Origin of the sequence: Sphingomonas trueperi (assembly GCF_011927635.1) — a bacterium.
Classification (GTDB): Bacteria; Pseudomonadota; Alphaproteobacteria; order Sphingomonadales; family Sphingomonadaceae; genus Sphingomonas; species Sphingomonas trueperi.
In genome coordinates this window covers 122385-145837 of sequence record NZ_JAATJB010000004.1, presented here as the reverse complement: position 1 = coordinate 145837, position 23453 = coordinate 122385, and the positions used below count along the sequence as shown (strand labels likewise).

27 protein-coding genes are annotated in these 23453 nt (G+C 67.3%); 13 read left to right on the top strand and 14 right to left on the bottom strand.

The window, feature by feature from the left end; all coding sequences use genetic code 11:
• Positions 1 to 99: 99 nt before the first annotated feature.
• From GGR89_RS08520 to GGR89_RS08495, 6 genes are read left to right on the top strand one after another with little or no spacing between them, the layout of a single operon-like run.
• The gene (locus GGR89_RS08520; protein ID WP_125976201.1) at positions 100 to 834 is read left to right on the top strand and encodes an enoyl-CoA hydratase/isomerase family protein; all 735 of its coding nucleotides are present in this window, start codon (positions 100 to 102) and stop codon (positions 832 to 834) included.
• A complete protein-coding gene (locus tag GGR89_RS08515) occupies positions 831 to 1562 on the top strand; it encodes an N-formylglutamate amidohydrolase (RefSeq protein WP_125976203.1) in 732 nt (243 codons plus the stop codon). Before GGR89_RS08520 ends, GGR89_RS08515 begins: the two co-directional genes overlap by 4 nt.
• 11 nt (positions 1563 to 1573) lie before the next feature.
• On the top strand, positions 1574 to 3295 hold the full coding sequence (ilvD, locus tag GGR89_RS08510) for a dihydroxy-acid dehydratase (protein WP_125976206.1): 1722 nt from the start codon (positions 1574 to 1576) through the stop codon (positions 3293 to 3295).
• Positions 3276 to 3617 (top strand): hypothetical protein, encoded by a 342-nt coding sequence (locus tag GGR89_RS08505; protein ID WP_241213591.1) that lies wholly within the window; start codon positions 3276 to 3278, stop codon positions 3615 to 3617. The genes ilvD and GGR89_RS08505 overlap by 20 nt, the downstream gene beginning before the upstream one ends.
• Positions 3614 to 5014 (top strand): NAD(P)H-hydrate dehydratase, encoded by a 1401-nt coding sequence (locus tag GGR89_RS08500; RefSeq protein WP_125976208.1) that lies wholly within the window; start codon positions 3614 to 3616, stop codon positions 5012 to 5014. Before GGR89_RS08505 ends, GGR89_RS08500 begins: the two co-directional genes overlap by 4 nt.
• Positions 5011 to 6201, top strand: coding sequence for a class I SAM-dependent RNA methyltransferase (locus GGR89_RS08495; protein ID WP_206434297.1), 1191 nt, complete (start codon positions 5011 to 5013; stop codon positions 6199 to 6201). Before GGR89_RS08500 ends, GGR89_RS08495 begins: the two co-directional genes overlap by 4 nt.
• Here the strand turns inward: GGR89_RS08495 and truA are convergent.
• Both truA and fmt read right to left on the bottom strand, forming a co-directional pair.
• Positions 6191 to 6937 (bottom strand): tRNA pseudouridine(38-40) synthase TruA, encoded by a 747-nt coding sequence (truA, locus tag GGR89_RS08490; protein WP_125976210.1) that lies wholly within the window; start codon positions 6935 to 6937, stop codon positions 6191 to 6193. The two genes, GGR89_RS08495 and truA, sit on opposite strands and share 11 nt — an antisense overlap.
• Complete coding sequence (gene fmt / locus GGR89_RS08485) at positions 6934 to 7836, bottom strand: methionyl-tRNA formyltransferase (protein ID WP_125976212.1); 903 nt, start codon at positions 7834 to 7836, stop codon at positions 6934 to 6936. The genes truA and fmt overlap by 4 nt, the downstream gene beginning before the upstream one ends.
• 54 nt (positions 7837 to 7890) lie before the next feature.
• Here fmt and recR point away from each other — a divergent pair, with 54 nt between their 5' ends.
• From recR to GGR89_RS08465, 4 genes are all read left to right on the top strand, one after another.
• Positions 7891 to 8487 (top strand): recombination mediator RecR, encoded by a 597-nt coding sequence (gene recR / locus GGR89_RS08480; RefSeq protein WP_125976214.1) that lies wholly within the window; start codon positions 7891 to 7893, stop codon positions 8485 to 8487.
• A 31-nt stretch (positions 8488 to 8518) separates the two neighbouring features.
• Complete coding sequence (gene def, locus GGR89_RS08475) at positions 8519 to 9043, top strand: peptide deformylase (protein WP_125976215.1); 525 nt, start codon at positions 8519 to 8521, stop codon at positions 9041 to 9043.
• A 254-nt stretch (positions 9044 to 9297) separates the two neighbouring features.
• Complete coding sequence (locus tag GGR89_RS08470) at positions 9298 to 10701, top strand: DNA recombination protein RmuC (protein ID WP_206434296.1); 1404 nt, start codon at positions 9298 to 9300, stop codon at positions 10699 to 10701.
• A gap of 58 nt (positions 10702 to 10759) precedes the next feature.
• Positions 10760 to 12043, top strand: a complete 1284-nt coding sequence (locus GGR89_RS08465; RefSeq protein ID WP_167712869.1) for a P-loop ATPase, Sll1717 family — start codon at positions 10760 to 10762, stop codon at positions 12041 to 12043.
• Positions 12044 to 12292: 249 nt separating this feature from the next.
• On the opposite strand, the gene GGR89_RS08460 is transcribed toward GGR89_RS08465, so the two are convergent.
• The 7 genes from GGR89_RS08460 to GGR89_RS08430 form a co-directional block, all read right to left on the bottom strand.
• Complete coding sequence (locus tag GGR89_RS08460) at positions 12293 to 12775, bottom strand: META domain-containing protein (RefSeq protein ID WP_245201613.1); 483 nt, start codon at positions 12773 to 12775, stop codon at positions 12293 to 12295.
• The gene (locus GGR89_RS08455; RefSeq protein WP_125978428.1) at positions 12768 to 13571 is read right to left on the bottom strand and encodes a TrmH family RNA methyltransferase; all 804 of its coding nucleotides are present in this window, start codon (positions 13569 to 13571) and stop codon (positions 12768 to 12770) included. The genes GGR89_RS08460 and GGR89_RS08455 overlap by 8 nt, the downstream gene beginning before the upstream one ends.
• A 223-nt stretch (positions 13572 to 13794) precedes the next feature.
• Positions 13795 to 14067, bottom strand: a complete 273-nt coding sequence (locus GGR89_RS08450; protein WP_125977107.1) for an HPr family phosphocarrier protein — start codon at positions 14065 to 14067, stop codon at positions 13795 to 13797.
• Positions 14064 to 14468 carry a PTS sugar transporter subunit IIA gene (locus tag GGR89_RS08445; protein WP_010544989.1) on the bottom strand — a complete coding sequence of 135 codons (405 nt, stop codon included), beginning with the start codon at positions 14466 to 14468 and terminating at the stop codon, positions 14064 to 14066. The genes GGR89_RS08450 and GGR89_RS08445 overlap by 4 nt, the downstream gene beginning before the upstream one ends.
• Before the next feature lies 1 nt (position 14469).
• A complete protein-coding gene (rapZ, locus tag GGR89_RS08440) occupies positions 14470 to 15402 on the bottom strand; it encodes an RNase adapter RapZ (RefSeq protein ID WP_125977111.1) in 933 nt (310 codons plus the stop codon).
• 38 nt (positions 15403 to 15440) lie between these two features.
• Positions 15441 to 17015 carry a sensor histidine kinase gene (locus tag GGR89_RS08435; protein WP_125977106.1) on the bottom strand — a complete coding sequence of 525 codons (1575 nt, stop codon included), beginning with the start codon at positions 17013 to 17015 and terminating at the stop codon, positions 15441 to 15443.
• Positions 16984 to 17694 carry a response regulator transcription factor gene (locus GGR89_RS08430; protein WP_125977105.1) on the bottom strand — a complete coding sequence of 237 codons (711 nt, stop codon included), beginning with the start codon at positions 17692 to 17694 and terminating at the stop codon, positions 16984 to 16986. The genes GGR89_RS08435 and GGR89_RS08430 overlap by 32 nt, the downstream gene beginning before the upstream one ends.
• 207 nt (positions 17695 to 17901) lie before the next feature.
• Between GGR89_RS08430 and GGR89_RS08425 the strand changes: the two genes are divergently transcribed.
• Entirely contained in the window at positions 17902 to 19503 is a 1602-nt protein-coding gene (locus tag GGR89_RS08425) for a phosphoenolpyruvate carboxykinase (RefSeq protein WP_125977104.1), read from the top strand.
• Positions 19504 to 19571: 68 nt separating this feature from the next.
• Positions 19572 to 19952, top strand: a complete 381-nt coding sequence (locus GGR89_RS08420) for a hypothetical protein (RefSeq protein ID WP_241218037.1) — start codon at positions 19572 to 19574, stop codon at positions 19950 to 19952.
• A 182-nt stretch (positions 19953 to 20134) separates the two neighbouring features.
• On the opposite strand, the gene GGR89_RS08415 is transcribed toward GGR89_RS08420, so the two are convergent.
• The 5 genes from GGR89_RS08415 to GGR89_RS08395 form a co-directional block, all read right to left on the bottom strand.
• Positions 20135 to 20362 (bottom strand): DUF4170 domain-containing protein, encoded by a 228-nt coding sequence (locus GGR89_RS08415; RefSeq protein WP_125977102.1) that lies wholly within the window; start codon positions 20360 to 20362, stop codon positions 20135 to 20137.
• 78 nt (positions 20363 to 20440) lie between these two features.
• Positions 20441 to 20746: a hypothetical protein gene (locus GGR89_RS08410; protein ID WP_125977101.1), complete on the bottom strand. Its 306-nt coding sequence runs from the start codon at positions 20744 to 20746 to the stop codon at positions 20441 to 20443.
• A 4-nt stretch (positions 20747 to 20750) separates the two neighbouring features.
• Positions 20751 to 21083 (bottom strand): DUF3618 domain-containing protein, encoded by a 333-nt coding sequence (locus GGR89_RS08405; RefSeq protein WP_125977100.1) that lies wholly within the window; start codon positions 21081 to 21083, stop codon positions 20751 to 20753.
• On the bottom strand, positions 21080 to 21421 hold the full coding sequence (locus GGR89_RS08400) for a phage holin family protein (protein WP_125977099.1): 342 nt from the start codon (positions 21419 to 21421) through the stop codon (positions 21080 to 21082). The genes GGR89_RS08405 and GGR89_RS08400 overlap by 4 nt, the downstream gene beginning before the upstream one ends.
• Before the next feature lie 18 nt (positions 21422 to 21439).
• Positions 21440 to 22054, bottom strand: coding sequence for a hypothetical protein (locus GGR89_RS08395; RefSeq protein ID WP_125977098.1), 615 nt, complete (start codon positions 22052 to 22054; stop codon positions 21440 to 21442).
• A gap of 114 nt (positions 22055 to 22168) precedes the next feature.
• On the opposite strand from GGR89_RS08395, the gene eno reads away from it, so the two are divergent.
• Positions 22169 to 23449 carry a phosphopyruvate hydratase gene (gene eno / locus GGR89_RS08390; protein WP_125977097.1) on the top strand — a complete coding sequence of 427 codons (1281 nt, stop codon included), beginning with the start codon at positions 22169 to 22171 and terminating at the stop codon, positions 23447 to 23449.
• Positions 23450 to 23453 lie beyond the last annotated feature (4 nt).

Sequence of the window (23453 nt, the reverse complement as noted above, 5' to 3'; positions counted from 1 at the left end):
GCGAACGTCTGCCCTTGGCCCGCGGGTGCGCTTCCCTTTGGGAAGTCCCCCCGCGCGCCATCGCGTGACTTGGGCGCGTGGATCGGGCAGAGCCTCCGCATGATCGAAGTTCGTTGGATTGGGCCGATCGCCACGATCGCGCTCGCACGCGGATCGGCGCGCAATGCGGTGCCGATCGCCGGCTGGGAGCACCTTGCCGCCGCCGCCACCGGCCTGGACGCCGCCCGCGCGGTGATCCTTCGCTCGGACATGCCCGGCATCTTCTCGGCCGGTGCCGACATCGGCGAGTTTCCCCAGCTGCAAACCGATCCCGACGCGCGCACCCGCTTCCGCCTCGCCATGCGTGCCGGAATCGATGCACTGGCCGCGCTGCCGATGCCGGTCCTCGTGGCGATCGACGGCGGCTGCTTCGGCGCGGCGGTGGCACTGGTCCTCGCCGCTGACGTGCGGCTTGCCGGAGACGGGGCACAATTCGCGGTACCCCCCGCGCGCCTCGGGCTCGGCTATCCGCGCGAGGATGTCGTGCGACTGGCGGCGCAGGTGGGGCAGGGGCGGGCGGCCGAGCTGCTCTTCACCGGCGAAGCGATTGACGCCGATGCGGCGGCGCGGATCGGCCTGGTCGAGCGCCGCGCCCCCGATGCTGGCGCCGCGGCCCTCGATTTGGCGCAGCGCATCGCGGAGAACGCACCCGCTGCCGTCCGCCAGCTCAAGCGGGCCCTGCGCAACCCTGCCGACTCCCACCTCGACGCCGCCTTCGAGGCCGCATTTGGCGGCGCCGAGCTCGCCGAGGGACTGGCCGCGTTCCACGCCCGCCGACGCCCGGTGTTCGCATGAGCGTCGCGGAGATCCTTCCCGGCAGTGCGCAGGACGTGCTGCTGCTGTGCGACCATGCCTCGAACGCGGTGCCGCCCGATATCGATCTCGGCATCGATCCCGCGCTGCTCAATCTGCATATCGGCATCGACATCGGCGCCGCAGATGTAACGCGCGCGCTCGCCGCCAGGCTCGATGCCCCGGCGATCCTCGCCACCGTATCGCGGCTGGTGATCGACCTCCACCGCGAGCCGGACCATATCGGCCTGATCCCCCATCGCAGCGATGGCCATGCCATCCCCGGCAACGAGGCAGCCGACCGTGCCGCACGCATCGCGCGCTTCCATGCGCCGTATCACCGCGTGCTGCGCGACCGGGTCCGCCGCCAGCGACCTAGCCTGATCCTGTCGATCCACAGTTTCACGCCGTGCCTCGAACATGGCGGTACGCCGCGGCCCTGGGAGATCGGGATTCTCTACAACCGCGACACCCGCGCCGCCGGTCCGGCGGTCGAGTGGCTGCGCGCGCAGGGCCTGGTGACCGGCGACAACGAACCCTATTCCGGCCGCCTGCTCAACGCGACGCTCAACCGCCATGCCGAGGCGCAGGGCATCCCCTCGATCGCGATCGAGATCCGCAACGACCTGATCCGCGACACAGCTGGCGTGCAGGCGTGGGCAGCGCGGCTCCAGCAACTTGCGCTTTTTCTGCGCAACACTCTTGCGTCAAAGGGTGTTACCGCGACATAGGCTTGCGCGCCATGACCAACCGATTCGACAAGTCCAAGCTCCCCAGCCGCCACGTCTCCGTGGGGCCCGAGCGCGCGCCGCACCGCAGCTATTACTATGCCATGGGGATTCACGAAGAGGATATCGCCAAGCCGTTCGTCGCCGTGGCGAGCGCCGGCAACGACAGTGCGCCGTGCAATACCACCCTCGATTTCCAGGCCGACGCCGCCCGCCAGGGCGTGATCGCCAATGGCGGCATGCCGCGCCGGTTCAACACCATCACGGTGACCGATGGCATCGCCATGGGCCATCAGGGGATGAAGTCCTCGCTCGTCAGCCGCGAAGTGATCGCCGACTCGGTGGAACTCAGCGTGCGCGGTCATTGCTATGACGCCCTGGTTGCCTTCGCAGGCTGCGACAAGTCGCTGCCCGGCATGATGATGGCGATGCTCCGCCTCAACATCCCGTCGATCTTCGTCTATGGCGGCTCGATCCTGCCGGGCCGGTTCGAGGACCGCGACGTCACCGTGGTCGACGTGTTCGAGGCGGTGGGCAAGTTCGCCGCCGGCAACTGCCCGCTCAAGGACCTGACCGCGCTCGAGAAGGTCGCCTGCCCCGGCCACGGTGCCTGCGGCGGGCAGTTCACCGCCAACACCATGGCGTGCGTCGGCGAGGCGATGGGGTTGTCGTTGCCGAACAGCAACATGGTGCCCGCTCCGTACAAGAGCCGTGAAGAGATCGCGATCGCTGCCGGCGCGCAGGTGATGAACCTGCTGGAGATGAACCTGCGCCCGCGCGACATTGCGACGCGCGCGGCGTTCATCAACGCCGCACGCGTCGTGGCGGCGACCGGCGGCTCGACCAACGCCGCGCTGCACCTGCCGGCAATGGCCAACGAAGCGGGCATCGACTTCGATCTGCACGACGTTGCCGAAGCTTTTAAATCAACGCCTTACATTGCAGACCTGAAGCCGGGTGGGAAGTATGTTGCGAAGGACATGCACGCGGCGGGCGGTGTCTACATGCTGATGAAGACGATGCTGGCGAACAGCCTGCTCGACGGCAGCTGCAGGACGGTGACGGGCAAGACGCTGGGCGAGAATATCGACCAGGTCACCTGGAACCCCGACCAGAAGGTGATCTACGACGTGAAGACGCCGATCACCCCGACGGGCGGCGTCGTCGGCCTGCGCGGCACCCTCGCGCCCGAAGGGGCGATCGTGAAGGTGGCGGGCATGCATCGGCTCCAGTTCACCGGTCCGGCGCGGGTGTTCGATTGCGAGGAGGATGCCTTCCAGGCGGTCGAGAATCGCCTGATCAACGAGGGCGAGGTCATCATCATCCGCTATGAGGGCCCCAAGGGCGGCCCGGGCATGCGCGAGATGCTGTCGACCACTGCGGCGCTCTACGGCCTCGGCATGGGCGAGAAGGTGGCGCTGATCACCGATGGCCGCTTCTCGGGCGGTACGCGCGGCTTCTGCATCGGCCATGTCGGCCCGGAGGCGGCGGAGGGCGGCCCGATTGCACTGGTCGAGGATGGCGACACGATCCGCATCGACGCGGAAGCCGGTACGATCGACCTCGACGTCGCCGAGGACGTGCTCGCCGAGCGCCGGGCGCGCTGGCAGCCGCGGGTCAACGACTATCAATCGGGCGCGCTCTACCGCTATGCGCAGAATGTCGGCCCGGCCTATCAGGGGGCGGTGACGCACCCCGGAGCCAAGGCCGAGCGCCATGTCTACGCGGATATCTAGTCTCGCGCTGATGCTGCTTGTGGCGGGCTGCGGTGCCGATCCGGCATCGCAGCCCGCTGCGCAAGCGGGGGAGACGGTCGCGTGCGGGCCGGTCGGCGAGACCCTGCTGCCGGTTTGCACGCTGGAGCGCGGCGCGGATGGGTTGCTGGTCCTCCACCATCCGGACGGCGGCTTTCGGCGGCTGCGGATGGAAGGCAACGCGATCACGGCGGCGGATGGCGCCGAGCTTGCAGCGACCCGCCATGTCGGCGGTGCCACCGAGGTGGCGATCGGCGGGATGCGCTATCGTCTTGCGGGCAAGGGCGCTACAGCGGGGCAATGATCCCGCCCGGCGCCCCGATCCTCACTGCCGACGCGATGCGTACCGCCGAGGAGGCGGTCTTCGCGCGCGGCGTTTCCCAGGACGAACTGATGGAGCGCGCCGGCGCCGCGGTTGCGCGCGAGGCGGTGCGCTTCGCGATGGGGCGGTCGGTGCTGGTGCTCGCAGGCCCCGGCAACAACGGCGGCGATGCCTATGTCGTCGCTCGACATTTGCGCGAAGCAGGGCTCGATGTGCTGGTCGCCGCCTCGGGCGCACCCAAGCAGGGCGCTGCCGAACGGATGCACGCCCGTTGGAAGGGGCCAACGACCTCGCTCTATGGCGCGCCGGTGCGGCCGGTGGTGATCGACGGGCTGTTCGGAATCGGTGTCACGCGCTCGCTGGAGCGCAGCATCGCCGCCGTGCTCTCCGAACTGGTGCGCGGGGCCGAGTTCACGCTGGCGATCGATCTGCCCTCGGGGATGGATACCGATAGCGGCGACGAGCTCGGCGCCCCGCGCGGCGTGAACGCCACGGTCGCGCTCGGCGCGCTCAAGCCGGCGCATGTGCTTGGCGACGGGCTCTCGCGCTGCGGCCATGTCTTGCTTGCCGATATCGGAATCCCGGTTGAAAGTGCCTGGCGCAGCGTTGCCCGGCCGCAGATGGAGACGCCGGGTCCGCGGACCCACAAGTACAGCCGTGGGCTGGTCGCGGTGGTCGAAGGTGCGATGCCCGGCGCGGGCCGGTTGGCCGCGCGCGCGGCCATGGCAAGCGGCGCGGGCTATGTGATGCTTGCTGGGCCCGACCCCGCGGGGCCTGCACCTGACGCGCTGGTCCGCCGGACGATCGACGACGCCGATGATCTTGCCGATTTCCTGGCCGGCGACCGGATCGATGCCGTCGTGCTGGGCCCCGGGCTCGGCCGTGATCGTCGGGCCGAGGCGTTCTTGCGGGCAGGTCTCGCCGTCGACAAGCCGCTGGTGCTGGATGGAGACGCGCTGAGCCTGCTCGGGACCAGCGCGGCCGCCACGCTCGCCGCGCGCGAGGCGCCGGTGTGGATCACCCCGCATGGCGGCGAGTTCGACCGGATGTTCGCCGGCACGGGCAGCAAGATTGATCGCACGCTGCAGGCGGCGGCCAGCGGCGCGACGGTCGTTCACAAGGGGGGCGACACGGTGATCGCCGGGCCCGATGGCCGCGTTCGCGTGCTCGCGGGCGCCTCGCCCTGGCTGTCGACTGCGGGGACCGGCGACGTCCTCGCCGGCTTGCTGGGCGCGCAGATCGGGCAGGGCGGCAGCGGGGTCGATCCGGCCGCGGCCGCGGTGTGGCTGCACGGCCGTGCGGCGCAGCTTGCAGGTCCCGCCTTTTTCGCCGATCAGCTCGTCGCTCAACTGCCGGAAGCGTGTTCGGAATGTCTGTGAGCGAAGTGGAAGTGGTGCGGGTCGCGGCGCGGGGCGATGGGGTGACCAGCGACGGACGGCATTTCCCGCTCACCGCGCCCGGCGACTGGGTCGGCGAGGATGGCGCCGTCCGCCCTGGCCCGCACCACCAGACGCCGCCCTGCCGCCATTTCCCGGGCTGCGGCGGTTGCCAGCTCCAGCATCTCGACGATGAAATGTGGAGCCACTTCCTCGCCGAGCGCGTACGGACCGCGCTCGCAGCGCAGGGGCTGGAAACCGAGATCCGCACGCCCTTGCTCTCGCCGCCGCGCACGCGCCGTCGGGCGACGCTGCATGCCGAGCGGCGCGGCAAGCAGGTGCGGATCGGCTTTACCGAGGCGGGCAGCCACAAGCTGATCGATCTCGCCGAATGCCATGTTCTTGCCCCCGAGCTGTTCGCGCTGCTGGCACCGCTGCGCCGGTTGTTCGCGACGCTGCTGCCCGATGCGCGGCGGGTGAACGTGCATCTCGCGCTGAGCGACCAAGGGCGCGACGTGCTGGTCGAGGGTATCGATCCCGAAGGTCTGGCGGCGGCCGAGGCGATCACCGCCTTTGCCCAAACCGAGAAGCTGGCCCGCTTCGCCATCGACGAGGGCTTCGGCCCCACCGCGCGTTGGGAGCCGGTGCCGGTAACGATCACGCTGGGCGGGATCGCAGTGCCGCTGCCGAGCGGCAGCTTTCTCCAGGCCACGCCTGAGGGTGAAGCGGCACTGGTGGCGGCCGTACGCGAGATCGCGGGCGGGGCGGGAGCCGTTGCGGACCTGTTCGCCGGGCTGGGCACCTTCACCTTCGCACTGAACCAGGCGAGGGTCTATGCGGGCGAGGCGGCGCGCGACGCGATCCTGTCGCTCAAAGCGGCGGGCGGTGCCGCGGGGCGACAGGTGTTCGGCGACCATCGTGACCTGTTCCGGCGGCCGCTGGCGACTGCGGAACTGGATCGGTTCGACGCCGTGGTGCTCGATCCGCCGCGCGCGGGTGCGCGCGAGCAGGTGGGCGAACTGGCCGGCTCCAAGGCGCCGATTCTGGCCTATGTTTCCTGCAATCCCAGTACCTTCGCACGCGATGCGGAGGTCTTGTGCAAGGGCGGCTATCGCCTCGAATGGGTGCAGCCGGTGGGCCAGTTCCGCTGGTCAACCCATGTCGAACTCGCAGCGAAGTTCACACGCTAGGATATTCGGCCCAAAGGAAAAACAGGCCATCGGGCGGCGCATTCAAGCCCAATGTTGTTCGGTCGCGCGCCACCAGCGCCTCGCGGACGTCTTCCGGCGCCCATTTGCCTTGGCCAACCAAGGACAGGCAACCGACCATCGAGCGGACCTGGTGGTGCAGGAAGGAGCGTGCCGAGGCGAACATGCTGATCCGGTCGCCGGTCTCGACGACCTCTAGCCTGTCGAGCGTGCGCACCGGGCTCTCCGCCTGGCAGTGCGCCGAGCGGAAGGTGGTGAAGTCGTGGCGGCCCACCAGATAGGCCGCGGCTGCCTGCATTGCCCCAACATCCAGCGGCCCGGAGAGACGCCAGGCGAGACCCTTCTCCCAGGTCAGCGGGGCGCGGCGCGTTACGATGCGATATTCATAATGGCGACTAAGACATGAGAAACGCGCATGCCATTCCTCAGAGACTTCCTCGCAGGCGAGGATCGCGACCGGATGCGGGCGAATGCGGGCATTGAGCGCTTCCATCAGCCGGAAGGGGGCGATCGGCTTGGCGATGTCGACATGCGCGCGCATGCCGAGGCCGTGCACGCCCGCATCGGTACGGCCGGCGGCATGGACCACCACGTCCTCCCCCGTCACCGCATAGGCCGCGTCCTCGATCGCCTGCTGGACGCTGGGGCCATGATCCTGCCGCTGCCAGCCCATGAACGGCCGGCCATCGAACTCCACCGTCAGGGCGAAGCGCGTCAAAGCTGCGTCCCCGCCGAGATGGGGAAGCCGCGCAGCAGTTCGGGCACCGTCATCACGCCGCGGCCGGCGCGCTGGATCGAAGTCGGCTGGATCGCGCCTGCGCCGCAATGGATCAGCAGGTTCTCTCCGACGGTGCCTGCCGGTCCGCTAGCGTCGACCAGATCGGCGGAATGGATACGGAAGCGCTCCTCACCCAGCTCGAAGAAGGCCCCAGGGGCCGGATTGAACGCCCGCACGGCCCGCTCGACTTCCACGGCGCTGCGAGTGAAGTCCAGCCGGGCCTCGGCCTTGTCGATTTTGGACGCGTAGGTGATGCCCTCTTCGGGCTGCGATACGGCAGGATAGGCGTCGAAATCGGCGAGCACCTCTACCATCAGCCGCGCGCCCGTTGCGCTCAACTCGGCGCGTAGCTCGCCCGCCGTCTTGCGGTCGATCGGCGTGCGCCCCTCCAGCCGTACCGGACCGGTATCGAGCCCGGCCTCCATCTGCATGATGCCGACGCCGGTCTCGGCATCCCCCGCGAGGATCGCCCGCTCGATCGGCGCCGCACCGCGCCAGCGCGGTAGCAGCGAGCCATGGACGTTGAGGCATCCCAGCCGCGGCGCCGCCAGCACCGCTTTGGGCAGGATCAGGCCATAGGCGGCAACCACCGCCACATCCGCCTCGAGCGCCGACAGCGCTGCCTGCTCCTCCGCCCCCTTGAGGCTCAGCGGCGTCCGCACTTCGATCCCCAGCACCTCGGCGCGGGCATGGACCGGGGAGGGGGTCAGCACCTTGCCGCGCCGGCCGCCGGGGCGGGGCGGCTGGCTATAGGCGGCGGCGATGTCGTGCCCGGCTTCGACCAGGGCATCGAGCACCGGCACGGCGAAATCGGGGGTTCCCATGAAGAGGATGCGCATGCCTTCCCCTCAACCGCTTGGCAGGCGCGCATGCAAGCCCCTATGTGAAGCGCCATGGCCTCTCCCGAAATCGAAGCGCTGACCCAGGCCCTGTCGCGGCTGCCCGGTTTCGGGCCGCGATCGGCGCGGCGGGCGGTGCTGCACCTGCTCAAGAAGCGCGAGACGATGCTCGACCCGCTGCTCGCGGCGCTGAGTGCGGTCAGCCAGAAGCTTACGACCTGCCACGTCTGCGGTAATGTCGACACGCATGACCCCTGCGCGATCTGCGCCGACCCGCGCCGCGACGACCGTTCGCTGTGCGTGGTCGAGGAGGTCGCCGACCTCTGGGCGCTCGACCGCGCGCGGCTGTTCCCCGGCCGCTTCCATGTGCTGGGCGGCAAGCTCTCCGCGCTCGACGGGGTGCGGCCCGAAGACCTGCGCATCGACGCGCTGGTCCGTCGGGTGGGGGCGGGCGGCATCGACGAGGTCGTCCTCGCGATGAACGCCACGCTCGAGGGCCAGACCACCGCGCATTACGTCTCCGAGCGGCTGGAATCCTTCCCGGTGCGCGTCACCCAACTCGCCCATGGCCTGCCGGTGGGCGGCGAGCTCGACTATCTCGACGAGGGGACGCTCGCCCAGGCACTCCGCGCGCGGCGGCCGGTTGCTTGACGCTTTGGGGCCGCGCTCCTAAATTTGGGCGATGGCCATCCTTCCCATCGTCGAAGTACCCGATCCGCGTTTGCGTCTCGTCTCCACTCCCGTAGAGGCGGTCGACGACGACATCCGCACGCTGATCGGCGACATGTTCGACACGATGTACGATGCGCCGGGCATCGGCCTCGCCGCGATCCAGGTGGGCGTGCCCAAGCGGCTGATCGTGATGGACCTGCAGGAGGAAGAGGACGAGGAGGGCAAGCCGATCCGGCACCCGCGCGTCTTCATCAACCCCGAGATCCACGAGCCCGCCGAGGAGCTTTCGGTCTATACCGAGGGCTGCCTGTCGGTCCCCGACCAGTTCGCCGATGTCGAGCGCCCCGCGCGCTGCCGGGTGACCTGGCTCGACGAGAAGGGCGTGGCCCATGACGAACTGTTCGAGGGCCTGCTCGCCACCTGCATCCAGCACGAGATGGACCATCTGGAGGGCATCGTGTTCCTCGACCATCTCTCGCGGCTCAAGCGCGACATGCTGCTGAAGAAGCTCAACAAGGCGCGCAAGGCCGCCTGAGGGCTGCCATTCCCCCCGCAACTGCCGTGTCATCCCGACGAAAGCCGGAATCCATTCGCCGCGCCGCCTGGGCTGAAGCCGCGACGGTGACCCCAATGGATTCCGGCTTTCGCCGGAATGACGGTGGGTGGATGACGGGTGTACGCCACTTATCCACCGGAGCCGCCCCAACCCGCGCCCAACCGACCGCTGCCACCCTTGCAGCCCCGCCCCCGGACAGGTAAGTTCGCGTCCTGTTCCCCGGGAGGCGTGTGTTGGATCCGTTTGTTGTTGCCTTTGTGATGGTTGCCCTGGTCGTGGGCGTGGTGGTCGGTTGGCTGATCGGCGCGCGCGGCACGAGCGAGGCGCGGGCCGAAAGCGCCCGGCGCGAGGCCGATTTCAAGGCCGCGATCACCGATCTCGCCATGGCCGAGGAACGCGTGGCGCAGCTCCCCCGGCTGCGCGAGGAAACCGCGATGCTCCGCAACGAGCGCGACGCCGCCCGCATCGAGCTCGCCGAGCTCAAGGCCAAGGCCGGCTCGTTCGAGGAGCGGCTCGCCGAATTCGTCAACGCCCGCGAGCTGATGGCCGGCCAGTTCCGCGAACTCGCCTCGACCATGCTCGGCGAGACGCAGCGCGCCTTTCTCGAACGCGCCGAGGCGCGCTTTCACCAGGCGGGCGAGAAGAACGAGGAGCGGCTGCGCACGCTGCTCCAGCCGATCGACACCACGCTCAAGCGCTATGAGGAAGGGCTGCTGCGCGTCGAGAAGGATCGCAGTGACAGCTATGGCCAGCTGCGCGAGGCGATCAGCGCCGTCCATGCCAGCCTGGGCGAAACCCGCGCGGAAACCTCGAAGCTGGTCAATGCCCTGCGCGCCGCGCCCAAGACGCGCGGCCGCTGGGGCGAGCAGCAGTTCCGCAACCTGATCGAGATCGCCGGGCTTTCCGGCCATGTCGATTTCGCCGCCGAGGTCTCGGTTACCACCGAGGACGGCATGCTGCGACCCGACTTCATCATCCGCCTGCCGGGCGACCAGCAGCTGATCGTCGACGTGAAATGCGTGCTCGACGGCTATCTCCAGGCGGCAGAGGCGACCAGCGCCGAGGAGCGCGCGGCGGCGCTGAAGGCCCATGCCAAGGCGATGAGCACCCATGCCGATGCGCTGTCGCGCAAGGCCTATTGGGCGCAGTTCGAAAAGGCGCCCGATTTCGTGATCATGTACATCCCCGGCGACAATTTCCTGTCGAGCGCGCTGGAAGTGGACATGGAGCTGTGGGAGCGCGCCGCGCGCAACCGAGTGATCATCGCCGGCCCCTCGGCCTTCCTGCCGCTCGCCCGCACCGTGGCGGCGATGTGGCGCCAGCAGAAGCTGACCGAGGATGCCCGCGAAGTCGGCAAGCTGGGCAAGGAACTGTACGAGCGGCTGGCGACGGCGGCGAGCCATCTCAAGCGCGTCGGCGGCGGGCTGAACAGCGCGGTGGAGAATTACAACAAGTTCGTCGCGAGCTTCGAAGGCCGGGTGATGGTTTCCGCGCGGCGCTTCCAGGCGCTCAACGTGGATACCGGCAACAGCGCGCTGGACGCGATCGACACGGTCGACGTGATCGCGCGGGCACCGACGGCGGAACTGCCGGCGCCTGAGGGGGGTGAGGTCGAGGAAGCGGCTGCGGCGGAGTGACCTCGGCTTCCATTTCTGATTTCATTTCGTTTGCAGACTAGTTTCTAGGGGGGGGATTATGGAGCCGTTGGACGTCTTACGCCAAGCTACATTTGGTAGACGGACGGCTGAGGAAGAAGCTGAGCAGCTGCGGCGGTATTTTGTTGAAACCGAGCAGTGGAGTCAGGTCTTCAACGGCGAGGTTGATGTTGTTTATGGTCCGAAAGGAAGCGGAAAGAGCGCGATCTACAATCTGATCACGCAGAGTGCGGACGACCTCTTTGATCGCCACATATTGCTTGTTCCCGGAGAGAATCCACAGGGAACCCCGGCGTTCAAAGACATTGTCGATGATCCGCCATACGACGAATTCCAGTTCGTCAATGTCTGGAAGCTATATGCGCTCACACTATGCGCCCATGCTATTCGTGATTACGGCATCCAAGGAAAACAGGTCGATAGCCTCTTCGAAAAACTTGAAGAGGCCGAGCTAATTCCAGCGAAATGGTCCCTCGGCCGGGTTTTGAAATATGCTTTGGACTATGTTCGATCGCTGACGAGGCCCGAGGCAATCGAGACGGAGATGGCTCTCGATCCAATGTCTGGAATGCCCGCTGGCGTTAAAGGAAAAATTGTGTTTCGTGAGCCCAGCGCCTCTCAGGAAAGGCGCGGGGTTGTGTCAATTGATGAGCTTTACGAGCTAACGAATGAGACGCTGGAGGAAGCAGGATACTCGCTTTGGATCGTGCTGGACCGCCTAGACGTTGCGTTCGCGAACAAGGTCGGCCTCGAAGCTTCTGCACTTCGTGCGCTCTTTAAATTCTATCTAGACACCAAGCGTTTCAAAAATATTTCTACGAAAATATTTCTGCGAACCGACATTTGGGGCGAGATCACTAAAGAGGGATTTAGAGAGGCTAGTCATATTGAGAGGGCTCTGAATATAAACTGGAGCCAAGAGGATCTCATGAACTTGGTAGTCAAGAGGATGGTGGCAAATGAATCTATTTGCAACCATTATCAATTTGACTCCAAGAGCATTTTGGCTGATTTTGACTCTCAGGAAAAGTTTCTGAGTATGATCTTTCCTGATCAAGTTGAAACTGGACCGAACAAGCCGAAGACGTTCGGTTGGATTTTGGGCCGAACGAAGGACGCTCTTTCGTCAACGGCACCTAGGGAGTTAATTCACTTCCTGAGTGAGTTGAGGGATGTACAAATTAATAGACTCGAGCGCGGTGAGAAACAGCTGGCTCATGGTAGGCTTTTCGAGCAAATATCGTTCAAAGACGCGCTTCCTGAAGTTTCTAAAACCAGGCTGGAGCAAACGATATTTGCTGAATATCCGGCGCTTAGGCGATAGATCGAGGCGTTGAAGGAGCAGAAGGCAACTCAGCCGCTGTCTAATCTGAAGACTCTCTGGAGTATTGAAGACGCGGCGGCAATGGACATTGCAAGTCAATTAGAAACGATCGGTTTTTTCGAGCGGCTAAGTGGCTCTCCTGCTACGTGGCGAGTGCCTTTTCTGTATAGGCCCGCACTGTCTCTAATCCAGGGTAGCGCTGAGGTTGCCAATGACGAATGAAATTTAGAACTGTGATTCGAGATCGGCTTAGGAGGCTCCCGCCCGCACCAGCACCAGCGTCTTCCCATCGCGCCCGGTCAGCAGCAGCCGGCCGCGATGGCTCTGGCGGACCGCCAGGCGCTGGTCGAGCAGGGCGAGGAGCGCCTTTTCCTGCCGCATCAGCGCCGCCGAGCAGGCGCGGCGGGTGGTGATCACGCCGCCGGTGGTGAGGTAGCCGCGCTCCACCCGGTAGTTGCCGCCCAGCGCGTTGCAGCCGGTATAGCCGCTGATCCGCAGGCCCTCCAGCTTCAGCCGGGCGCGGCTGCCGGGCACGGTCGCGTGCCCGTCGACGCCGGTGATGCGCCAGTCGCCCAGGAGGAGCTGTTCCTCGGGAGAGAGCGGAGGGGCCTCGGCGCGGGGCTGCTCGCGGGGCGGGGTGGGCTCGGCAAGCTGTGCGGCGGCGGGGAGCGCGGCGCCGAGGCCGCACGCCAGCGTGAGGGGCGCGGCGGCGCGGCGCGCCCGCTCAAGCATTCCGGAACTGGTTGCGTACTTCATAGGCCATCACCGCCGTTGCCACTGCCGCATTGAGGCTGTCTGCCTTGCCGAGCATGGGGATCTTTACCAGAAGATCGCAGGCGGCTTCCATATGCGGCGGCATGCCCTGCGCCTCGTTGCCGGTGAGCAGGAAGGTCGGCGCGGCGTAGCGCGGGGCCTGATAGTCGTGGGTGGTATCGAGGCTGAGGCCGACGAGCTGGCCGGGGCCGGCGCGCAGCCAGGGCTCGAATTCCTCCCAGCGGGCGCGGGCGACGGGCACGGTGAACAGCGCGCCCATGCTGGCGCGCACCGCCTCGACCGAGAAGGGGTCGACGCAGTCGTCGATCAGGATCAGCCCGCCGGCGCCCACCGCGTCGCCGGTGCGCAGGATGGTGCCGAGATTGCCGGGATCGCGTAAGCGCTCGGCGACCAGCCAGATCGGCGCGGTTCTGCGGTCGATCTCGGCGAGGTCGAGCGCGAACTCGGGGTAGACGCCGACGACCGCGCCCGGATTGTCCTTGCCGGAGAGCTTCGACAGGATGTCGGCATTGGTCTCGATCGCCTCGCCGCCCCGGGCCTCGGTGGCGGTGACGAGGGCCGTGACCAGCGGGTGGCGGGCGGTCTCGGCGGTGTAGAACAGGTATTCGGGGATGCGGCCGGCCTCGCGCGCCTCGGTCAGGATGCGCAGGCCCTCGGCGAGGAACAGCCCCTCTTCGCGGCGGTGGCGCTTGTCGCGCAGGTTGCGGATGCGCTTGATGAGGGGGTTGGAATAGGCAGTGATTTCGCGTGGCATCCCGGCGCTATAGGGCGGGATGGGGGCGGGGGCTAGTTGGGGTGCGGCGCGCGCTGGGCAGGGGCTAGTCGTAATTGAAGATACGCCGTCATCCCCGCGAAGGCGGGGATCCATTCGCCTGTGCGTTCGGGAAAGGAACCGCGGCGTCAGCGCCAATGGATCCCCGCCTTCGCGGGGATGACGGTGGTTTTGCGTCTGGTCGAGATAGCCAGACCAGCGGCTGCTATTCCTCGTTGAACCGCGCCTCGACCAGCGCGACCAGCGCCTGCACCGCGCCTTCGGCGCCGTCGCCTTCGGCCCAGATCGTGATCGTGTCGCCCTTGGCGGCGCCGAGCATCATCAGGTCGAGGATCGAGGTGCCCGCGGCGCTGTTGCCGTCCTTCTCGACGGTCAGCTCGCAGGGCTGGGTGCTGGCGAGGGTGACGAAGGCCATGCTGGCGCGGGCGTGGAGGCCGCGGCGGTTCTCGATGAGCACCTCGCGCGACACCCGGCTCATTGCGGCGGCCCCAGCATTTCCGACGCGACCGTCACATATTTGCGGCCGGCGTCGCGCGCGGCGAGCACCGCGTCGGTGACGGACATGGTCTTGCGGGCGCTGCCGAGGCGGATCAGCATCGGCAGGCTGATGCCGGCGATCACCTCGACCTTGCCCGCCTTCATCAGCGAGATGGCGAGGTTGGAGGGGGTGCCGCCGAACAGGTCGCTCAGCACGATCACGCCTTCGCCCGAATCGACCGCGCCGATGGCGGCGGCGATGTCGGCCCGGCGGCCCTCCATGTCGTCCTCGGGGCCGATGCAGATCGCGGCGACCTGCTCCTGCTTCCCCACCACATGTTCCATCGCGACGACGAACTCCTCGGCGAGTCGTCCGTGCGTCACGAGCACCAACCCGATCATTCTATTCTCCGCCCCTAGCCATGGACACCGGCGCCCCCTCCAGGGAGTCCTGTGGCGCGGTCTGCAAATCTCTGTGTGTCACCGTGGGCGAAAATCCTTCGGCGCGCAACCGGGCGGCCATCCGCTCGGCGACATGGACCGAGCGATGCCGTCCGCCGGTGCAGCCGAACGCGATCGTCACATAGGCCTTCCCCTCCGCCTGGTAGCGGGGGAGCAGCAGTAGCAGCAGCGACTCGATCTGCGCCATGGCCGCATCATAGGCGGGGTCGGCGGCGACATAGGCGGAGACGTCGGCGTCGAGTCCCGTGCCGGGACGAAGCTGGGCATCCCAGTGCGGATTGCGCAGGAAGCGCATGTCGAGGACGAGGTCGGCGTCGCGGGGGAGGCCGCGCGAGAAGCCGAAGGACGTGACGCTGAAGGTGGTCTTGCCGCCGTCCGCCGAGAAGATCTGGCGGATCGCCTGCGACAGCTGGTTCGCCTTCATGTCGGTGGTGTCGAGCAGCCGATTGGCCCAGCGGCGCAGGGGGCCGAGCAGCTCGCGCTCGCGGGCGATGCCGTCCTCGGCGGGGCGGTCCTGCGCGAGCGGGTGGCGGCGGCGGGTCTCGGAGAAGCGGCGGATCAGCTCGGCGCCGGTGCATTCGAGGAAGAGGGTGCCGACGTCGAGGCCCTGGTCCTCGCGCAGCTTCTTGATGCGCTGGACGATGCTCTCGGCATCGAAGCCGCGCGTCTGGGTGCCGATGCCGAGCGCCAGCGGGCGCTCGTCGTCGCCGCCGTCCGCGCCGGGCGCGGTATCGAGCAGCCGGTTGAGGAGGAGGAGGGGGAGGTTGTCGACCACCTCCCAGCCGAGATCCTCGAGCGTGCGCAGCACGGTCGACTTGCCGGCACCCGACATGCCGGTGACGAGCAGGATATGTTTGGGGCGACGCCGTTGCATGTTGTTCTCGCTTCGCGCGGTCGGATCGACGGGCCTGTTCATGCGCGGGCCGCCAGCGGCAGCCGAACGACGAAGCGTGCGCCCTGCGATCGATCCTCCCGCGATTCCACAATGATGCTCCCCTGATGGCCTTCGACGATGGTGCGGGCAATGGCAAGCCCGAGCCCCGAATGCTGGCCGAACGCCTCGCTGGAGGGGCGGACCGAATGGAAGCGGCGGAAGATCGCCTCGCGGGCTTCTTCGGGCACACCGGGGCCTTCGTCCTCGACCCAGACGGCGAGCGTGTCGTCTTCCTCCTGCGCGGAGATGGCGATCAGGCCGCCGGGCGGCGAGAAGGACAAGGCGTTCTCGATCAGGTTTTCGAATACCCGCTCGAGCCGCGTCGGATCACCCATCACCTCCATCGAGACGCCATAGGGGCGATCGAAGCGGATCCGGATGTCCTCGGGCACGCCGCGGGTCTCGCGCTGGCCGATCAGCGCGGCGATGAGGTCGCCCAGGTCGAACGGCTCGAAGGTGGTGCGGCTGAGCTGGGCGTCGATCCGCGAGGCTTCGGAGATGTCGGTGATCAGCCGGTCGAGCCGGTGGACGTCGTCGCGGACGATGTCGAGCAGCTGGTCGCGCAGCGCGGGGTCCTTGACGTTCGACAACCCTTCCACGGCGGAGCGCAGCGAGGCGAGGGGGTTCTTCAGCTCGTGGGTGACGTCGGCGGCGAAGGTTTCGGTCGCGTCGATGCGGGCGCGCAGCGCCCCGCTCATGTCCGAGAGGGCGCGGGCGAGCATGCCGATCTCGTCGCGGCGTTCGGGCAGGCGGGGGACCACCACTTCGCGCGCACGGCCGAGACGGACGCGGATCGCCGCCAGCGCCAGCCGACGCAGCGGGCGGACGATGGTGCGGGCGAGGAACAGCGACAGCAGCACCGAGACCAGCGAGACGATGCCGAGCACCACGCCCAGCCGGTAGCGCTCCAGCCGCACCGTCTGGGTGATGTCGCGCGCGTTGAACGCAGTCATCACCACGCCGAGGCCGGTGATCGGCGCGGCGGCGGTGATCACCGGAGTACGATCGGGGGCGCGCCATACCGACGCCGCCGCAGCGTGGGTTTCCAGCGCCGTCTTCACGTCGGGCCAGTCGAGCCCGGCATCGCGCGGTCGCTCCCGGTACAGCGGCGCGCGATCGGCACCGGCAACCTTGTCGATTACCGCGTCGAGGAACCGCGCGATGGTCTGGCCCACCGGATCCTTGTCCGGATCGCGCAGCACCAGGTTGTGCAGGCCCAGCTCGCGGCTGTCGCTGAGCAGCTTGCCCTGCGGATCGTAGAGGCGGATGCGCGTGCCCATGTCGCGGGCGAGGCTCAGCACCAGCAGGTCGCGGCGCTTGTCGGTGGCGGAGGCCAGCGCCTGGGCGATCAGTCGCACCTCGCGGCTGGTCTGCTCGACGCGGCTGTCGACGATGCGGCTGCGATAGCTGTCGAGATAGAAGAAGCCGCCGCACAGCAGCGCCAGCGCGAAGATGTTGACCGCCAGGATTCGCGGCGTGAGGCTGACCCGGCCCGACCATCGCAGCGCCAGGTCGCGCTCATCATTCATCCGAGAAGCGATAGCCCGCGCCATAGAGCGTCTCGATCGCGTCGAACGCCGGGTCTACCTGGCGGAACTTGCGGCGGACGCGCTTGATGTGGCTGTCGATCGTGCGGTCGTCGACATAGATGTCGTCCTGATAGGCGGCATCCATCAGCTGGTTGCGCGTCTTGACGATGCCCGGGCGCTGGGCGAGCGTCTCCAGGATCAGGAATTCGGTGACGGTCAGCGTGACGTTGACGCCGCCCCAGGTCACCTTGTGCCGCGCCGGATCCATGCTGAGGCGGCCGCGCTCCAGTGCTTCGGCGGGCTCGGCGGGCGCCGCGCCTTCCGCCACTGGCTGGGCCGGCTCGGTACGGCGCAGGATCGCGCGGATGCGGGCGATCAGCAGGCGCTGCGAGAAGGGCTTGGCGATATAATCGTCCGCGCCCATCGCCAGGCCCAGTGCCTCGTCGAGCTCGTCGTCCTTGCTGGTGAGGAAGATCACCGGGATCTGGCTCTTCTCGCGCAGCCGGCGGAGCAGCTCGAGCCCGTCCATCTTGGGCATCTTGATGTCGAGCACCGCCAGCTCGGGCGGGTTCTCGATCAGCGCCTTCAGCGCGCTTTCGCCGTCCGAATAGACGCGGGTCAGGAAACCCTCGGTCTGGAGCGCGATCGACACCGAGGTGAGGATGTTGCGGTCGTCATCGACCAGCGCGATCGTGGCGGTCATCCGGCTACCCGGGGCTGGCGCAAAATCAGCATCGACACCCGTTAGACCAAAGTTTCTTCCGCCTCAACCGACCGACAACGCTTACCCAGATTGACCCCCTCGGCAGGGGCATGTCAGGAGGCGACTCGAAATAAAGTTGCGCGGCAAAACAATCATCTGCTTTGTCATATAAATAGCGCGACAATGGTTGAGGAGGGTGGTTTGAACATGCGTCAGTCGCGCCATGGTCTTGGCGAGCAGGGGATTGCCACCTCGGCAGTGCTCCACTGGAACCTGATTACCGCGCCGCTGGTCGAGCACGCGATCCAACGCGGCGAAGGCAGCCTTGCCGCCGAAGGTCCGCTGGTGGTTGCTACGGGAAGACATACCGGGCGCTCGGCCAGGGACAAGTTCATCGTCCGCGACGCCGAGACCGAGACCAGCGTGTGGTGGGGCAAGACCAACCAGGCGATGACGCCCGCGCATTTTGCCGCGCTCAAGGCGGACTTCCTCGCCGAACTGGGCAAGCGCGACGAACTGTTCGTGCAGGACCTCTATGGCGGCTCGCAGCCCGAGCATCGCGTGCAGGTGCGGGTAATCAACGAGCTTGCCTGGCACAATCTGTTCATCCGCACGATGCTGGTGCGCCCTGAGCCGGAGGCGCTGGCGGACTTCATCCCCGAATATACGATCATCGACCTGCCGAGCTTCCGCGCCGATCCCGCGCGCCACGGTACCCGCAGCGAGACGGTGATCGCGGTGAACTTCACCGATAGGCTGATCCTGATCGGCGGCACCGCCTATGCCGGCGAGATGAAGAAGAGCGTGTTCGGCCTGCTCAACTATCTGCTGCCGGAGCAGGGCATCATGCCGATGCACTGCTCGGCCAACATCGGACCGGAGGGCGACACCGCGATCTTCTTCGGCCTCTCGGGCACCGGCAAGACGACGCTTTCGGCCGATGCCAGCCGCACGCTGATCGGCGACGACGAGCATGGCTGGTCGGACACCGCGGTCTTCAACTTCGAGGGCGGCTGCTACGCCAAGATGATCCGCCTCTCGCCCGAGGCCGAGCCCGAGATCTTCGCCACCACCAGGCGCTTCGGCACGGTGCTGGAAAATGTGGTGATGGATCCGGTGACGCGCACGCTCGACCTCGACGACGCGACCCTCGCCGAGAACAGCCGCGGTTCCTATCCGATCGACTTCATTCCCAATGCCTCGGCCGACAATCTCGGGCCGGTGCCGAAGAACATGATCTTCCTCACCGCCGATGCGTACGGCGTGCTCCCGCCGATCGCGCGGCTGACGCCCGAGCAGGCGATGTACCATTTCCTCTCGGGCTATACCGCGCGGGTGGCGGGTACCGAGATCGGGGTGACCGAGCCCGAGGCGACCTTCTCCACCTGCTTCGGCGCGCCGTTCATGCCGCGGCACCCCTCGGTCTATGGCAATTTGCTCAAGAAGCGGATCGCGGAGGGCAATGTCGCCTGCTGGCTGGTCAATACCGGCTGGACCGGCGGCAAGTACGGCGTGGGCCACCGCATGCCGATCAAGGCGACGCGGGCGCTGCTCAACGCCGCGCTCGACGGCAGCCTCAACGCGGCCGCGTTCCGCGTCGATCCGTATTTCGGCTTCGAGGTACCGGTGGCGGTGCCGGGGGTGGACGCGGCGATCCTCGACCCGCGCGAAACCTGGCCCGACAAAGCCGACTATGACGCGACCGCCGAGCGGCTGGTCGACCAGTTCATGGAGAATTTCGCGCAGTTCGAGGACCATGTCGAAGCCGGCGTCCGCGCGGCTGCACCAAAAGCAAAGGCACTCGCCTGAGCGATGCCGCCAACCTTCCGCCGCGGTGCTTCCCCAGCGCCGCAGCGATCGTCCGAATCGGGGAGGGGTTGCTTGCCTGCACGCTCCCGCGCGACGATTGGACGCATGAGGCGCATCTCGCGGCGTGCTGCTATCTGCTGAGCGCGCGGCCAGATGTCGATGTGGATACCGAGATCGGCGGGATCATCCGGCGCTTCAACGAAAGTGTCGGGGGCATCAACGACGATCATGGCGGCTATCACGAGACGATCACGCGCGCCTATGTCGCCGGGGTCCGGCTGTATCTGGCCGAGGTGCCCGAAGCCGATCTACTGGCACGGGTGAACGGGCTGCTGGCATCACCAATGGGGAGACGCGACTGGCCGCTGCGGTTCTACAGCCGGGAGCGGCTGTTCTCGGTGCCGGCGCGGCGCGGCTTCGTGGAGCCGGACCTGGCACCGCTGCGGTAAAGGGTAGACTTAAATATCAGCAAAAACCACCGTCATCCCCGCGAAGGCGGGGATCCATTCGCCTGTGCGTTGCAGCAGGAGCCGAAACACCGGCGCCAATGGATCCCCGCCTTCGCGGGGATGACGAGGATTGTGCTGTTGGCGAGCGCGAACTCCTGCGAGAGTGCGCGTCGCGGCCCTGTTCAGGCCTTGCCGGCCTCGACATCCGGATCGAGCAGGCGGTGGAGGTGCACCACCACATAGCGCATCTCGGCATCATCGACAGTGCGCTGCGCCGCGGCGCGCCACGCCTTTTCGGCGCTCGCATAATCGGGGAAGATACCGACCACGTCGAGCTTCGAGGGATCGATGAAATCGAGGGTCGTCGGGTCGGCAACGCGGCCGCCGAAGACCAGGTGAAGCTTGCTCATTGCGCCTCCTGGGGGGTGGGGGAATGCTGCAGCCCTTACCGGCACTGCAGCATTGCACTCAACCCCCTTATAGGCGGCTTAGCGCTTGGCGGTCGCGTCCTTGGCGGCGTCGATGACCGTGCCGAACAGCGCCGAGACGCGTTCCTTGGTGGCGTCGCTGTTCGGGATCAGCGACTCGATCTGCTCGCGGCCGCTGTCCTTGGCGGCCTGGACCGCGGCGGCGGCGCCGTCGGCAAGCTTGCGGCCCAGCGGCTCGAGGGCCGCCCTCTCGCGCTCGAAGCGCGGCAGCAGCATGCCGATCACCACGCCCACCGCGACGCCGCCGGCGAGCAGCAGCGCGGGGTTTTCGGTGAGGCGTGATCCGGTTTCGATTTCGGTGCTCATGGCGTCATCCTTCTGTATTGCTGTCTTTGGGTTCCGAACCCTTTGTGGGCCCGTCGGTTTCGTGTTTGCCCTTGCGGAAAATGTCGACGATCCAGCCGCGCGCCAGCACCAGGCCGATGCCGCTCGTCACCGCCGCGGCGAGCCACGGCCGTTCGCGGACCGCCTCGGTGCCTTCGCGCGCGATGGTCGTCACGCTCTGCCTGGCGTTCTCCATCGCTTCCTGCGCGATGTTGCGCGGCTTGAGCCGTTCCTGGATCGTGCCGACCGTCGTCATCAGCTTGTCGCGCGCCGCGCGGGCACGCGCCCGGGCGGCATCGGGATCGCGGGGTAAAGTCATGCCTGCGCTCCCAACGCCTTGCGGATGCCGCGCGCCGCCGCCCAGCCGAGCAGGGCCGCAATCACGAGGCTGATGCCGACGACGATCAACGTCGCCCAGCCGGGTCCGACCAAGGTCGCCAGCGTCAGGATCGCGCCGACGATCAGCCCGATCGCCGCCGCCAGGGCGAGCGCGAGGGCGAGGACGGCGGCGATTGCCGCGCCCTTGACCTCGGCCACCTTGGCTTGGGCGACCGCCTTGACATAGTCGACCTCGGCGCGGGCATAATCCTTGGCGTCTTCGGTGAGCTGGCCGATCAGCTCACCGATGCCGGCGTCTTCCATTCGGGGGGCGTCCATGCCCTGTGCTGCCCGTCCTTAGCTCTGGGTGGTGCCGGGCGATGCCGACGGACCGCTGCCAAAGCCGGCAGGCTCGACCTTGAGATCCTCGGTCGACGGCGTGTTGCCCGTCGGGGCGGCCGTGGTATCGGTGTCCGTCGGGGTCGTGCCCGAGGCCTCGATGCCCGACTTGATCACGCGCGCCAGCACGAAGCCGAGCGCCGCTGCGGTGCCCACCGCGATCGCCGGGCTCTTCTTGACGAACTCGGTCGCCTCGTCGAGCAGCTCGTTGACGTCCTTGCCGCGCAGCGAGTCCGCGAAGCCCGCGATGCCGTCCGCCGCAGTGCGGGCGTACTGGCCGTACTGCGAGCCGAGCTTGGCGTCGACATCGCCCGCAGCCGTCCGCATCATTTCGGCGACTTCGTCGAGCGCGCTGGTCGCGCGGTCCTTGCCGGTGCCGGCGAAGCCCAGGATGTGCTCCTTGGCCTGATCGGCATATTTGGCGGCTTCCTCGCGAATCGTGTCGGTGGCGTTGCGCGTGAAGCTGCTGCCTTCGGCGCCGCTGCCGCCCTCGGTGCCGCCGCTTGCCGCGCCGGTCTCACCCATGTTGCCTGCGAGCGGATCGCCCGCAATGTTGGCCGTTTCGTCTGCCATGATTAAAAACCCTCCATGTCGCGTCGAAACAACAACGGCCCCGTTTGCGAGTTCCCTTGCGAACCGCTAGAGGCACCGCGCGCCTCAATCCTGACATGGTACGGAGACCATCACGTGACCGCAATCATCGACGTCCACGCCCGCCAGATTCTCGACAGCCGTGGCAATCCCACGGTGGAAGTGGATGTCCTGCTGGACGATGGCAGCTTCGGCCGCGCCGCCGTGCCCTCGGGCGCCTCCACCGGTGCCCATGAGGCCGTGGAAAAGCGCGACGGCGACAAGTCCCGCTGGCTCGGCAAGGGCGTCGAGGGCGCCGTCGATGCGGTGAACGGTGAGATTGCCGAGGCGGTTCTCGGCCTCGACGCCGAAGACCAGGCCGATCTCGACCGCACCATGATCGAGCTCGACGGCACCGCCAACAAGGGCCGCCTGGGCGCCAACGCGATCCTCGGCGTCAGCCTCGCCGCCGCCAAGGCCGCGGCCGATGCGCGCGGGCTGCCGCTCTATCGCTATGTCGGCGGCGTCAACGCGCACGTCCTGCCGGTGCCGATGATGAACATCATCAACGGCGGCGAGCATGCCGACAATCCGATCGACTTCCAGGAATTCATGATCGTGCCGGTCGGCGCCGAGAACATCGTCGAGGCGGTGCGCTGCGGTTCGGAAATCTTCCACACGCTCAAGAAGAAGCTGCACGAGAAGGGCCTGGCGACCGGCGTGGGCGACGAGGGCGGCTTCGCGCCGAACATCGCCTCGACCACCGAAGCGCTCGACTTCATCATGACCAGCATCGAAGCCGCCGGCTACAAGCCCGGCGACGACGTAATGCTCGCGCTCGACTGCGCCGCCACCGAATATTTCAAGGACGGCGCCTACAAGATGGTGGGCGAGGGCAAGACGCTCAGCTCGATCGAGAATGCCGAGTTCCTGGCGAAGCTCGCCGCCGACTATCCGATCTTCTCGATCGAGGACGGCATGGCCGAGGATGATTGGGAAGGCTGGAAGGCGCTGACCGAGCTGCTCGGCGGCAAGGTCCAGCTGGTCGGCGACGACCTGTTCGTGACCAACCCGCAGCGCCTGCAGCGCGGCATCGAGGGCGGCTATGCCAACTCGCTGCTGGTGAAGGTCAACCAGATCGGCACGCTGACCGAGACTCTGGAAGCCGTCAGCCTCGCCCAGCGCTCGTCCTACACCGCGGTCATGTCGCACCGTTCGGGCGAGACCGAGGACGCGACGATCGCCGATCTCGCGGTCGCCACCAACTGCGGCCAGATCAAGACCGGCAGCCTTGCGCGCTCGGACCGGCTCGCCAAGTACAACCAGCTGATCCGCATCGAGGAAGAGCTGGGCGACGCGGCGGTCTATGCCGGCCGTTCGGTGCTTCGCCGCGCCTGAACCT

Bases quoted from the DNA above. Each gene is read 5' to 3' on its own strand.
- GGR89_RS08425 (WP_125977104.1), top strand. From the start codon at position 17,902: ATGCGTCAGTCGCGCCATGGTCTTGGCGAGCAGGGGATTGCCACCTCG.
- GGR89_RS08430 (WP_125977105.1), bottom strand. From the start codon at position 17,694: ATGACCGCCACGATCGCGCTGGTCGATGACGACCGCAACATCCTCACC.
- GGR89_RS08400 (WP_125977099.1), bottom strand. From the start codon at position 21,421: ATGGACGCCCCCCGAATGGAAGACGCCGGCATCGGTGAGCTGATCGGC.
- GGR89_RS08450 (WP_125977107.1), bottom strand. From the start codon at position 14,067: ATGAGCCGGGTGTCGCGCGAGGTGCTCATCGAGAACCGCCGCGGCCTC.
- recR (WP_125976214.1), top strand. From the start codon at position 7,891: ATGGCCTCTCCCGAAATCGAAGCGCTGACCCAGGCCCTGTCGCGGCTG.
- rapZ (WP_125977111.1), bottom strand. From the start codon at position 15,402: ATGCAACGGCGTCGCCCCAAACATATCCTGCTCGTCACCGGCATGTCG.
- def (WP_125976215.1), top strand. From the start codon at position 8,519: ATGGCCATCCTTCCCATCGTCGAAGTACCCGATCCGCGTTTGCGTCTC.
- GGR89_RS08435 (WP_125977106.1), bottom strand. From the start codon at position 17,015: ATGGCGCGGGCTATCGCTTCTCGGATGAATGATGAGCGCGACCTGGCG.
- GGR89_RS08410 (WP_125977101.1), bottom strand. From the start codon at position 20,746: ATGAGCACCGAAATCGAAACCGGATCACGCCTCACCGAAAACCCCGCG.
- GGR89_RS08515 (WP_125976203.1), top strand. From the start codon at position 831: ATGAGCGTCGCGGAGATCCTTCCCGGCAGTGCGCAGGACGTGCTGCTG.
- GGR89_RS08415 (WP_125977102.1), bottom strand. From the start codon at position 20,362: ATGAGCAAGCTTCACCTGGTCTTCGGCGGCCGCGTTGCCGACCCGACG.
- GGR89_RS08505 (WP_241213591.1), top strand. From the start codon at position 3,276: ATGTCTACGCGGATATCTAGTCTCGCGCTGATGCTGCTTGTGGCGGGC.
- GGR89_RS08455 (WP_125978428.1), bottom strand. From the start codon at position 13,571: ATGCCACGCGAAATCACTGCCTATTCCAACCCCCTCATCAAGCGCATC.
- GGR89_RS08520 (WP_125976201.1), top strand. From the start codon at position 100: ATGATCGAAGTTCGTTGGATTGGGCCGATCGCCACGATCGCGCTCGCA.
- GGR89_RS08445 (WP_010544989.1), bottom strand. From the start codon at position 14,468: ATGATCGGGTTGGTGCTCGTGACGCACGGACGACTCGCCGAGGAGTTC.
- GGR89_RS08500 (WP_125976208.1), top strand. From the start codon at position 3,614: ATGATCCCGCCCGGCGCCCCGATCCTCACTGCCGACGCGATGCGTACC.
- fmt (WP_125976212.1), bottom strand. From the start codon at position 7,836: ATGCGCATCCTCTTCATGGGAACCCCCGATTTCGCCGTGCCGGTGCTC.
- ilvD (WP_125976206.1), top strand. From the start codon at position 1,574: ATGACCAACCGATTCGACAAGTCCAAGCTCCCCAGCCGCCACGTCTCC.
- GGR89_RS08395 (WP_125977098.1), bottom strand. From the start codon at position 22,054: ATGGCAGACGAAACGGCCAACATTGCGGGCGATCCGCTCGCAGGCAAC.
- GGR89_RS08465 (WP_167712869.1), top strand. From the start codon at position 10,760: ATGGAGCCGTTGGACGTCTTACGCCAAGCTACATTTGGTAGACGGACG.
- GGR89_RS08405 (WP_125977100.1), bottom strand. From the start codon at position 21,083: ATGACTTTACCCCGCGATCCCGATGCCGCCCGGGCGCGTGCCCGCGCG.
- GGR89_RS08460 (WP_245201613.1), bottom strand. From the start codon at position 12,775: ATGCTTGAGCGGGCGCGCCGCGCCGCCGCGCCCCTCACGCTGGCGTGC.